General features: G+C 34.2%; 8 protein-coding genes, 1 tRNA gene and 1 other RNA gene. 9 read left to right on the top strand and 1 reads right to left on the bottom strand.

What is annotated here, in order from left to right; genetic code table 11:
- Positions 1 to 75: 75 nt before the first annotated feature.
- Positions 76 to 1,047: a biotin--[acetyl-CoA-carboxylase] ligase gene (locus HMPREF9129_RS00610; RefSeq protein ID WP_004819229.1), complete on the bottom strand. Its 972-nt coding sequence runs from the start codon at positions 1,045 to 1,047 to the stop codon at positions 76 to 78.
- A gap of 106 nt (positions 1,048 to 1,153) precedes the next feature.
- On the opposite strand from HMPREF9129_RS00610, the gene HMPREF9129_RS00605 reads away from it, so the two are divergent.
- From HMPREF9129_RS00605 to ahpF, 9 genes are all read left to right on the top strand, one after another.
- A tRNA-Ser gene (locus HMPREF9129_RS00605) sits at positions 1,154 to 1,245 on the top strand.
- 1 nt (position 1,246) lies between these two features.
- Positions 1,247 to 1,513, top strand: an RNA gene (gene ffs / locus HMPREF9129_RS10850) — signal recognition particle sRNA large type.
- A 261-nt stretch (positions 1,514 to 1,774) separates the two neighbouring features.
- On the top strand, positions 1,775 to 2,011 hold the full coding sequence (locus HMPREF9129_RS00600; protein ID WP_306424709.1) for a FeoA family protein: 237 nt from the start codon (positions 1,775 to 1,777) through the stop codon (positions 2,009 to 2,011).
- Positions 2,008 to 2,232 (top strand): FeoA family protein, encoded by a 225-nt coding sequence (locus tag HMPREF9129_RS00595; protein WP_004819223.1) that lies wholly within the window; start codon positions 2,008 to 2,010, stop codon positions 2,230 to 2,232. Before HMPREF9129_RS00600 ends, HMPREF9129_RS00595 begins: the two co-directional genes overlap by 4 nt.
- 18 nt (positions 2,233 to 2,250) lie before the next feature.
- Complete coding sequence (gene feoB, locus HMPREF9129_RS00590; RefSeq protein ID WP_004819222.1) at positions 2,251 to 4,389, top strand: ferrous iron transport protein B; 2,139 nt, start codon at positions 2,251 to 2,253, stop codon at positions 4,387 to 4,389.
- 4 nt (positions 4,390 to 4,393) lie between these two features.
- On the top strand, positions 4,394 to 4,555 hold the full coding sequence (locus HMPREF9129_RS11285) for a hypothetical protein (protein ID WP_004819220.1): 162 nt from the start codon (positions 4,394 to 4,396) through the stop codon (positions 4,553 to 4,555).
- Positions 4,556 to 4,745: 190 nt separating this feature from the next.
- A complete protein-coding gene (gene gltX / locus HMPREF9129_RS00585; RefSeq protein ID WP_004819218.1) occupies positions 4,746 to 6,224 on the top strand; it encodes a glutamate--tRNA ligase in 1,479 nt (492 codons plus the stop codon).
- 201 nt (positions 6,225 to 6,425) lie between these two features.
- Positions 6,426 to 6,995 (top strand): alkyl hydroperoxide reductase subunit C, encoded by a 570-nt coding sequence (gene ahpC / locus HMPREF9129_RS00580; RefSeq protein ID WP_004819216.1) that lies wholly within the window; start codon positions 6,426 to 6,428, stop codon positions 6,993 to 6,995.
- A complete protein-coding gene (ahpF, locus tag HMPREF9129_RS00575) occupies positions 6,995 to 8,518 on the top strand; it encodes an alkyl hydroperoxide reductase subunit F (protein WP_004819214.1) in 1,524 nt (507 codons plus the stop codon). Before ahpC ends, ahpF begins: the two co-directional genes overlap by 1 nt.
- Positions 8,519 to 9,054: the final 536 nt, after the last annotated feature.

The following is a 9,054-nucleotide window of genomic DNA, read 5'->3' as shown; positions in this document are numbered from 1 at the left end:
ATGTTTATGATTTATACAGAAGTTAAACAAAAGGACGCATATATAATATGACGTCCTAAAGTTAAATTATAGTTTTTAAAATTGGCCGCGAACGGAAACTTCCCCTGAAGAAAGTGTCATCAGTTTACTATCGTCTGTTTGGACTATTAAATTTCCCTTTTCATTTATATCTTTTGCAATGGCTTCGTACTTAGTTCCGTTGAGTTCGAAATTTACATATCTTCCGAGTAAAAGAGAATGAGATTTATATTCGGATAATATTTCTTCGTCAGGTTTATAATAAAGAGCTTTGTAAAACTCATTTATTACTTCGGCGACAAGTTCAGATCTAAGTAAATTTTCAGCATACAGAGAACCTGCAATAGGACTTAATTCGTCTATAAATTCTGTTGTGAAATTTATGCCGATTCCTGTGACTATAGAGTGAACTTTCTTAGATTCAAAGTCTATGTCAGCTTCAGTTAGTATTCCACAGATTTTTTTGTGGTTTAAAAATATATCATTCACCCATTTTATTTCAGGTTTTTTGTCCGTAGTCTTTTCAATTGCCTTAACAATAGAGACGGCTGCCTTTATAGTGACTAAGTCAAATGAATTATATGAAAAATCTTCTTTAGGGAAGAATACAATAGAAAAATAGACTCCAGTTCCCTTAGGAGATTTAAAAGTTTTTCCACGACGACCTCGTCCGGCAGTTTGTTCATCAGAAACTAAAACTGTGAAATTTGAAAGATTTTCAGAATTTAAAAGGCGCTTTGCCTCTGTGTTAGTTGAGTCGATAGTTTCATAAACTCTGACATCACTTTCTTTTATTTCAGAATCTAAGTAGTTTATAATTGCCCACTTATCCAACTTATCAGATGAGTTATCCAATTTATACCCTCTGTTGGTTACAGAACTGATATTATGACCATCATTTTTTAAATTTTTAACAGCTTTCCACACAGCCGTTCTAGATACACCAAGTTGAAGAGCTATGCTTTCTCCAGACATATGGATATCTCTATTTTCTTCGAGTATTTTTAAAACTTTATCTTTAGTTGACATTTAATCACTTCCTAATAAAATTATAGTTTATTTTTGTAATTAGGTAAACAAACTTTTCAATTTGACAATAGCTTGCAAAAAATGTAAAATGAAAGTCTAAACATGTGGAGAGATGGTCGAGCTGGTTTAAGGCGCGTGCCTGGAAAGTGCGTATGCCCCATAAAGGCATCGGGGGTTCGAATCCCCCTCTCTCCGCCATCCATGATAGACGGGGAATTAGCGATGCCTTGTAACCTGCAATTCGCTATAGCAGGGTTGAATTCCCGTTCAAGGATTTTTGTTTGTATAGCCTGCCCCAAGCAAGTGGCGGTGACGATAGGGTCCCATACAATGTATACTTGTGAATCGTGTCAGGTCTTGACGGAAGCAGCACTAAGCAAGTTCATGCGTGTGTTATGGGGGTGCCTTATCTGAGTTAACTACTTGGGTACCGTATGTGAACAATAATTCGAAAGCGGGTTCATGGTACATATTAAAATCAACCACCTATAGGGGTGGTTTTTTTGTGTGAAATTTTAAAATTTAAAGAAAATATTCAAAGCTTCCAAGAAATAGTTAACCAATATAAACAAAAGAATTTATTTTAGAATTGATTTAAATTTTACAAATAGGAGTAATAATATTTTTCAATTATAGTGATTTTTTATGAATTTATGCTATAATATTGTAGAAGTTAATACAAATTATCATTTATACGCTGTTAATGATAATAGATAGGAGAAATATTATGTTGAGTTTATTAATGGCTCCGATAGATAAGGAGTTAAAAATATTAAAAGTTAAGTCTAATAAACTTCCAACGGATTCACAGGCAAAGCATTTAAACAATCTTGGATTTATAGAAGGTTCAACTCTAAGAGTTGTAAGTGAGAACAATGGAAATTTAATTGTAAATATTAAGGGTGCTAGAGTTGCAATAGGAAAAGACATAGCATCAGCATTTATGGTAGGGGAGTTACAATGACGCTAAGAGAAGCAACAGTAGGAAGTTATTATAAAGTTAAAAAGATTAATGGAGTCGGTCCGTTAAAGAGAAGAATTATGGATATGGGAATAACTAAAGGAGCAGAAATTTACATAAGAAAAGTGGCGCCACTTGGAGACCCCGTACAAATTAACATAAGAAACTATGAACTCAGTATAAGAAAAGAAGATGCTGAGCTTATTGAAATTGAAGAAATGTAATTATAACGGGAGGAAAGAATGGCATATACAATCGCATTAGCGGGTAATCCCAACAGTGGGAAGACTACGCTTTTTAACACGCTTACAGGTTCTCATCAATACGTTGGAAACTGGCCGGGTGTAACAGTAGAAAAGAAAACAGGGGAATACAAAAAAGATAGGGAGATATTTTTTACGGACCTTCCAGGAATTTATTCGCTATCTCCATATACACTAGAGGAAGTTGTATCAAGAGATTATCTATTAAATGAAAAACCTGATGCAATTATAAATGTAGTTGACGCATCAAATATAGAGAGAAATCTTTATCTTACAACACAACTTTTAGAGCTTGGAATACCTACAGTAATAGCTTTAAATATGATGGACGTTGTAAGAAAGAATAAAGATAAGATTGACACTAAAAAACTTGAGAGAGAACTTGGCTGCAAGATAGTTGAGATATCTGCGCTAAGAAATGAAAATATAGATGTTCTTGTACAAGAGGCTATAAAGATTTCGGAAAATAACTACAGCATTAAATTTTCTGAAGGTGTTGAGAAATATCTTGTGGAAATAGAAACTATGTTGCCAAAAGTTTCAAATGATACAGCTAAGAGATGGTTACTTATAAAATTGTTTGAACTTGATAACAAATTAATTGAAAAATTAAATTTAACACAAGGGCAAATAGATAGATTAAATAAGATAGCAGAGGAAGCTGAGAAAGAATATGATGACGATACTGAGGGTATCATAACCGATGAAAGATACTCAGCTATCACTGATATGACAACAACAGCAGTTAAAAAGGGAACAGTAGGCCTTACTACTTCAGATAAAGTAGATAGAATTATAACAGATAGATTTTTAGCGATTCCAATTTTTGCAGGGCTTATGTATGTTATCTACTACATAGCGATAAAAATCGTTGGCGGACCAGTAACAGAGTGGGTAAATGAAGCTCTATTTGGTGGATTTATAGCTAATGGAGCTACTGAATTTCTTGAATCAATGGAAGTTGCGCCTTGGCTTGTATCTTTAATAGTTGATGGTGTAATAGGCGGAGTTGGTGGAGTATTAGGGTTTTTACCTATAATAGCGACTCTATTTTTCTTGATATCACTGTTAGAAGATGTTGGATACATGGCGAGGATTGCCTTTATATTAGATAAAATTTTCAGAAGATTTGGACTTTCAGGGAAGAGTTTCATTCCTATTTTGATTGGGACGGGATGTTCAGTTCCAGGAATTATGGGTACAAGAACTATAGAAAATGACAATGATAGAAGAATGACTATTGCAACGGCATCATTTATGCCTTGTGGTGCAAAAACTGAAATTATTGCCATGTTTACAGCTGTGTTAGGGGGACATTTTTGGTATGGACCTCTTTGGTACTTTGGAGGAATTTTAGCCGTAATAGTTACTGGTGTAATTTTGAAAAAGACAAAGAGATTCCATGGTGACCCGGCGCCATTTGTAATGGAGCTACCTCAATACCATTTCCCATCTATAGTTAATTGTCTAAAGGCTACATGGAATAGATGTAAGGCGTTTATAATTAAAGCTGGAACAGTTATCTTGCTATGTACTGTGGCCATTTGGTTCTTACAAAATATTTCAATTCACGGAGATTTCTTGGATTGGGAATCTGAGTCAGTAGATTCTATTTTGTCATTCGTAGGTAAGAAGATAGCAATTGTATTTGCTCCACTTGGATTTGGAGAGTGGAAAGCAGCGGTTGCAACTGTGCTTGGTTTAGTTGCAAAAGAAGTTGTAGTAGGTACGTATGGTGTAGTTGCTGGAATTGGAGAAGTTGGGGCAGATGATCCGGGTCTAGTACCGTTGATTCAACAAAACTTTACAACCGTTTCAATTATTTCATTTATGTTCTTTAACCAATTGACAATACCTTGTTTTGCGGCAGTTGGGGCGATAAGAGAAGAGATGAATGATAGAAAATGGTTCTGGTTTACAGTTGGATACCAAATATTATTCTCCTATACAGTAGCGCTTATGATATATCAATTCGGAAGAGTTTTAGTAATGCATGAACCGGCTAATTTTATGACGGCAATAGCAATTGTAATCTTGGCTGTATATCTATATCTTTTATTTAGACCTAATAAATATAAAGACATAAAAGGAGTACAAGCCAGGTCAGTAAAGGAGTAAGAAGATGAATGTTACAGTATCTACAGTAGTAGTTTTGGTGTTACTTTGCGTGGCTTTAGGCTTTGCGATCAAAAGAGTTTTTTCAAAGAAGTCAACTTGTGATTGTGGAAGTTGTAATAGCAATTGTTGCGGAAATCCACACGGAGAGCATAAAGACATTTATTGATTTGATATGTATGATATAATATCTTACAGAGAGTAAGTATTTTAAAGGCCTCGAAAGAGGTCTTTTTAAATGGCAATATTTACAAGAATTTAGTTTTTTTATATAATCATTCATAAGATATTAAACGGCAGTTGTCGTATAGATAGATGAATGACCTAGCTTTATAATCATTTACAGGGGGATTAGAATTATGGATAATGTCAGAGTTAGATTTGCGCCAAGTCCAACAGGATATCTACATATCGGAGGACTTAGAACAGCGCTTTACAATTACTTATATGCAAAGAAAAATGGTGGACAGTTTATTCTTAGAATAGAAGATACAGATAGAACAAGATTTGTAGAGGGAGCAATTGAAAATTTAATAGACTCTTTAAAGTGGGCTGGAATTGACTACGATGAAGGAGTTATGGTTAAAGACGGCAAAGTGGTAGAAGTTGGAGAAACTGGGCCATATATTCAATCTCAAAGACTAGATATTTATAAGAAATATGTTGATGAACTTATAGAAAAAGGATATGCATACTATTGTTTCTGTTCAAAAGAAAGACTTGATAAAGTAAGAGAAGAGCAGAAGATAAAAGGTATGGTTCCCAAATATGACGGATTCTGCAGAGATATACCACTAGAAGAAGCTAAAAAGAGAATTGAAGCCGGAGAAGAGTATGTAGTCAGATTAAAATTGCCAAGAAATAAAGACATATCTTTTGAAGATGCGGTAAGAGGTAGAGTTACAATCAATACAGATGAAATTGATGACCAAGTTTTAATGAAATCAGACGGATTTCCAACATACCATATGGCAGTCGTAGTAGATGACCATTTGATGGGAATAACTCACGTGGTAAGAGGGGAAGAGTGGTTACCATCAACACCAAAACATGTATTTTTATACGAAGTACTAGGCTGGGCAGCACCTACATTTGTACATCTACCAACAGTTTTGAATAAAGATCGTAAGAAGCTTTCAAAACGTCAAGGAGATGTTTCAGTAGAAGATTTTAAAAACAAGGGGTATTTACCCGAAGGTTTAGTAAACTACTTAGCGCTTGTTGGTTGGAGTAGTGAAGATGGAGAAGAAATCTTCACTCTTGATGAGATGGTAGATAAGTTCACTTTTGAAAGAGTTGGAAAGAGCGGCGGTATTTTTGATGTAGAAAAATTGAACTGGGTAAATGCTCACTATATTAAACAATATCAAACAGAAAAGATAGCAGAACTTTCAATGCCTTTTATGGTGGCAGAAGGACTTATGACAGAAGAGGAAATGAAATCAAATTGGGATTGGTATGTTCTTCTAATTGAAACGGTTAAAGAGAGTTTGAGTAACTTAAGTGAAGTGCCTGAAAAAGTTAGATTCTTATTTGGAGATTTAAACATCACAGAAGAAGAGGCAAAAGAAGAACTTGCAGGTGAACAAGTACCGGATTTAATAAAAGCATTTGAAGATGAGTTAAGTTCTATAGAAGAAGTTGACCAAGAATTTGCAAATGGAGTTATGAAAAAAATCCAAAAATCTACAGGAATAAAGGGGAAACAACTCTTCATGCCTATAAGGGCAGCCATTTCTGGAAATGTTCACGGTCCTGAACTTAAGAACATCATCTATTTACTTGGAAAAGAACAACTTTTGAAGAGACTTGACGAAGCAAAAGCGTTTAGAAAATAAATGCTTTTGTATTTAAGGTATGGCGATTAATCGGCGTACCTTTTTTTAGAATTTTAAATAAAATCTACAAAAAAAGTATAAAAAACATTGATAATAGGTTTCAAACAAAATTTTAGGGGGTATACTTAACGTGTAAGTCATAAATTACAAATAATATTCTTAAAAAAATTAAGAAATAGATAAATTACTTAAGGAGGAAATATGTCATTAATAGGAAAACAAATACCAGAATTTAAAGCAAATGCTTATAATCCAAAGAAAGAAGAGTTTGTAACAGTATCAAATGAAAACTTAAAGGGGAAGTGGAATGTAATTATGTTCTACCCGGCAGATTTCACTTTTGTATGTCCAACAGAACTTGAAGATTTACAAGAACAATATGCAACACTTCAAGGATTAGATACAGAAGTATATTCAGTATCAACTGATACACACTTTGTTCACAAGGGATGGCATGATCATTCTGAAGCTATAAGCAAACTTGAATACACAATGATTGCTGACCCTTCTAAAGAAATTGCAAGAAGCTTTGAAGTTCTTGATGAAGAAGCAGGAATGGCACAACGTGGAACATTTATCGTAGACCCGGACGGAGTTGTACAAGCTTGTGAAATCAACGCAGATGGAATCGGACGTGACGCAAGCGCACTAATCGATAAGATAAGAGCAGCTCAATTCGTACGTAACAACCCTGGTCAAGTTTGCCCGGCAAAATGGAAAGAATCAGGAAAAACTTTAACTCCAGGACTAGACCTAGTAGGTAAAATTTAATGAGTCTTGATGTTAATTTGAAAAATCAATTAGCACAATATTTACAACTTCTTGAAAAAGAAGTTGTAATTACTTTATCGGTGTCTAATGATGAAAATTCAAAAGAGGTTAGAGATTTTGTAACTGAAATTTCAGAAATGTCAGATAAGCTTAGTCTTAAAGAGGGAGAATTGGAATTCAAACCAAGTTTTTCACTTAGCTCTAAAATGAGCGAGGGAGTTGTATTTGCCGGTGTGCCTTTGGGACATGAATTTGAGTCTTTCGTTTTAGCGCTTTTACAAGTTGGTGGAAGAACTCCAAAAATTTCTGAATATGAAATAAACAGAATCAAAGCGATAGATAGAGAACTAAACTTTGAAACGGTAGTTAGTTTAAGTTGCCATAACTGTCCTGATGTTGTACAGGCATTGAACATAATGTCAGTTTTAAATCCTAATGTAAAACACACTATGATAGAAGGCGGAATGCACAAAGAGCTTGTTGAAAAAAGAGGAGTGATGGCAGTCCCGAGTGTATTTTTAAATGGTGAGGAATTTGCAAATGGACGTATGACATTAGAGCAAATTTTAGATAAAGCCGTTGGAGAATCCGCACAAGATAAATTTGAAGGGGTTGAACCCTTTGACGTCTTAGTAATCGGCGGTGGTGCAGCAGGTGGTGCAGCAGCTGTATATGCAGCGCGTAAGGGCATTAGAACTGGAATAGTTTGCGAAGAATTCGGTGGACAAGTTAAAGAAACTCTTGGAATTGAAAATATAATAGGTACATCATATACTGAAGGACCTAAATATATGGAAGAAGTTAGAGCTCACGTCTTGAGCTATGATGTTGCATTGATGGAAAATGCAAAAGTCGAAGATGTAGTGCCTGGGGAAATGATTACTGTTGTAACAAATAAAGGTGAACTTAAATCCAAAACTGTAATCATAGCGACAGGAGCAAAGTGGAGACTTATAGGAATACCTGGAGAAACAGAACTTAGAAATAAGGGTGTTGCATATTGTACACATTGTGATGGACCACTTTTCAAAGACAAGAAAGTTGCGGTAATAGGCGGCGGAAACTCAGGTGTTGAAGCTGCGATTGACTTAGCTGGAATGGCTAAGGAAGTACTACTTTTAGAATTCCTGCCAGAATTAAAGGCAGACGAGGTTTTACAAAAGAGATTGAAATCACTTTCTAATGTAAAAATAGTAACTAATGCACAAACTTCTGAAATAAAGGGAACAGAAAAAGTAGAAGGTATTACTTATACTGACAGGATAAGTGGAGAAACAGTAGAGTCTGAAATAGACGGTTGTTTCATACAAGTTGGATTAGTTCCAAGTACAGAGTGGCTTGGAGATAGAGTTGAAACAAATAACCACAAAGAGATTGTTGTAAATAGAGAAGGCGCAACAAATGTCGAAGGGATATTTGCAGCAGGAGATTGTACAGACACTGCATTTAAACAAATTATAATTGCAGAGGGAAGTGGAGCAACAGCAGCTTTAGGTGCATTTAATTATTTAATGAGAAAATAGATAGACAAGGCAGGTTTAATTCTGTCTTGTTTTTTATATATCATGGGTTAAAGAAGTTAATCTATAGAATTCTTAATGAATTAGATAGATTGATTTAATATGGTTGTGTGTTAGAATAAAAATATAATAAAATCGAAAAAATGTTTTATAAAATTGAATCAAAGGACATATTAAAGATGGAATAGTTTATGAAAATGAACCTATTGAACCAGATATAAATATAAGTATAGAACAAAGCTATGAGATTTTACTTAAGTGGCTAAAAGAATTTAAGTAATAATCTAACAATTTAGCTTATTCGTAATATTAAAACGCACAATAAAAATAATACTTTAGGAGGGTCTATGAAAAAATAATTGCAAGTACATTAATCTACTGGAGTGTGTTGAGTTATTATATTTTTATAGGTAAAAAACATATATTTAAGTATTTTACGCCCCAAGAAAAAAATGAATATATTTTTAGAGCTGTCATAATTTATTTTTGTGTATGTTTATTGGTGGTATAGTTAATCATTTTACAATAAGAGAAAGATG

The sequence above is a fragment of the Peptoniphilus indolicus ATCC 29427 genome, assembly GCF_000227315.1.
GTDB classification, from domain to species: Bacteria; Bacillota; Clostridia; order Tissierellales; family Peptoniphilaceae; genus Peptoniphilus; species Peptoniphilus indolicus.
Note: the sequence above shows the minus strand (reverse complement) of the source record. Positions and strands in the feature narration are given on the sequence as shown.